A 3,093-nucleotide genomic window follows, 5' to 3' on the forward strand; every position below is an offset into this window, starting at 1 on the left:
TTTGTTCATTGAAAACTGGATAGAAAGAAAATCAACAACACAAAACAAACCGAGAACACCGCGTTGAATAATGAAACTGAATTTAGAGTTTTTTAAAATTGTTCGATAGCTTATTTTTCTTGATTACGCCTCTATCGCTAGAGAAACGGATCAAAACCCAACCGTAAGGTTGATAAGGTTAAGTGAATAAGGGCGCACGGTGGATGCCTTGGCACTAGGAGCCGATGAAGGACGGGACTAACACCGATATGCTTTGGGGAGCTGTAAGTAAGCTATGATCCAGAGATTTCCGAATGGGGGAACCCAGCATCTTTTATAGGATGTTACGATTACGTGAATACATAGCGTAATCGAGGTAGACGCAGAGAACTGAAACATCTAAGTACCTGCAGGAAGAGAAAGAAAATTCGATTCCCTGAGTAGCGGCGAGCGAAACGGGAAGAGCCCAAACCAACAAGCTTGCTTGTTGGGGTTGTAGGACTCCAATATGGGAGTCTGTCAGGATAGTCAAAGGACCTGGAAAGGTCCGCCAAAGAGGGTGAAAGCCCCGTAGACGAAATGTTGACAGCACCTAGGAGGATCCTGAGTACGGCGGAACACGTGAAATTCCGTCGGAATCCGCGGGGACCATCCCGCAAGGCTAAATACTCCCTAGTGACCGATAGTGAACCAGTACCGTGAGGGAAAGGTGAAAAGCACCCCGGAAGGGGAGTGAAATAGACCCTGAAACCGTGTGCCTACAACAAGTCAAAGCCCGTTAATGGGTGATGGCGTGCCTTTTGTAGAATGAACCGGCGAGTTACGATTGTTTGCGAGGTTAAGGTGAAGAGCCGGAGCCGCAGCGAAAGCGAGTCTGAATAGGGCGAATGAGTAAGCAGTCGTAGACCCGAAACCATGTGATCTACCCATGTCCAGGTTGAAGGTGCGGTAAAACGCACTGGAGGACCGAACCCACGTACGTTGAAAAGTGCGGGGATGAGGTGTGGGTAGCGGAGAAATTCCAAACGAACTTGGAGATAGCTGGTTCTCTCCGAAATAGCTTTAGGGCTAGCCTCGGAATTAAGAATGATGGAGGTAGAGCACTGTTTGGACTAGGGGCCCATCTCGGGTTACCGAATTCAGATAAACTCCGAATGCCATACATTTATATCCGGGAGTCAGACTGCGAGTGATAAGATCCGTAGTCGAAAGGGAAACAGCCCAGACCACCAGCTAAGGTCCCAAAATATATGTTAAGTGGAAAAGGATGTGGGGTTGCACAGACAACTAGGATGTTGGCTTAGAAGCAGCCACCATTTAAAGAGTGCGTAATAGCTCACTAGTCGAGTGACCCTGCGCCGAAAATGTACCGGGGCTAAACATATTACCGAAGCTGTGGATTACACCATTAGGTGTAATGGTAGGAGAGCGTTCTAAGGGCGTAGAAGGCAGATCGTGAGGACTGCTGGAGCGCTTAGAAGTGAGAATGCCGGTATGAGTAGCGAAAGACGGGTGAGAATCCCGTCCACCGTATGACTAAGGTTTCCTGGGGAAGGCTCGTCCGCCCAGGGTTAGTCGGGACCTAAGCCGAGGCCGAAAGGCGTAGGCGATGGACAACAGGTTGATATTCCTGTACCAGATGATTTTGTTTGAACAATGGAGGGACGCAGCAGGCTAAGGAAATGTGCGAATGGAAGAGCACGTCCAAGCAACGAGTCTTGAGGTGAGTCAAATGCTTACTTCTTTAAGGACAAGTTGTGATGGGGAGGGAAATAATAGTACCGAAGTTCCTGATGTCACACTGCCAAGAAAAGCTTCTAGTGAGAAAGCATCTGCCCGTACCGTAAACCGACACAGGTAGTCGAGGAGAGCATCCTAAGGTGAGCGAGCGAACTCTCGTTAAGGAACTCGGCAAAATGACCCCGTAACTTCGGGAGAAGGGGTGCTGACTTCGGTCAGCCGCAGTGAATAGGCCCAAGCGACTGTTTATCAAAAACACAGGTCTCTGCAAAATCGAAAGATGAAGTATAGGGGCTGACGCCTGCCCGGTGCTGGAAGGTTAAGAGGATGGGTTAGCTTCGGCGAAGCTCAGAATTGAAGCCCCAGTAAACGGCGGCCGTAACTATAACGGTCCTAAGGTAGCGAAATTCCTTGTCGGGTAAGTTCCGACCCGCACGAAAGGCGTAACGATTTGGGCACTGTCTCAACGAGAGACTCGGTGAAATTTTAGTACCTGTGAAGATGCAGGTTACCCGCGACAGGACGGAAAGACCCCATGGAGCTTTACTGCAATTTGATATTGAGTGTTTGTACCACATGTACAGGATAGGTAGGAGCCGAAGAGGTCGGGACGCAAGTTTCGACGGAGGCGCTGGTGGGATACTACCCCTGTGTTATGAACCCTCTAACCCGCACCCCTGATCGGGGTGGGAGACAGTGTCAGATGGGCAGTTTGACTGGGGCGGTCGCCTCCTAAAAGGTAACGGAGGCGCCCAAAGGTTCCCTCAGAATGGTTGGAAATCATTCGCAGAGTGTAAAGGCAGAAGGGAGCTTGACTGCGAGACCTACAAGTCGAGCAGGGACGAAAGTCGGGCTTAGTGATCCGGTGGTTCCGCATGGAAGGGCCATCGCTCAACGGATAAAAGCTACCCTGGGGATAACAGGCTTATCTCCCCCAAGAGTCCACATCGACGGGGAGGTTTGGCACCTCGATGTCGGCTCGTCGCATCCTGGGGCTGTAGTCGGTCCCAAGGGTTGGGCTGTTCGCCCATTAAAGCGGCACGCGAGCTGGGTTCAGAACGTCGTGAGACAGTTCGGTCCCTATCCGTCGCGGGCGTTGGAAATTTGAGAGGAGCTGTCCTTAGTACGAGAGGACCGGGATGGACTTACCGCTGGTGTACCAGTTGTGCCGCCAGGCGCATCGCTGGGTAGCTATGTAGGGAAGGGATAAACGCTGAAAGCATCTAAGTGTGAAGCCCACCTCAAGATGAGATTTCCCATTTCTTTAAGAAAGTAAGACCCCTGAGAGAAGATCAGGTAGATAGGTTGGAAGTGGAAGGCTAGTGATAGTTGGAGCGGACCAATACTAATCGGTCGAGGACTTAACCAAAGAAT

The 3,093-nt window shown here is 50.6% G+C and carries 1 rRNA gene; it reads left to right on the forward strand.

From position 1 onward, the window contains the following. The first annotated feature begins 176 nt into the window (after positions 1-176). Positions 177-3,088, forward strand: a 23S ribosomal RNA gene (locus tag LI951_RS15010). The last annotated feature ends 5 nt before the right edge of the window (positions 3,089-3,093 follow it).

This window comes from Enterococcus sp. BWT-B8, assembly GCF_020567625.1.
Classification (GTDB): Bacteria; Bacillota; Bacilli; order Lactobacillales; family Enterococcaceae; genus Enterococcus_L.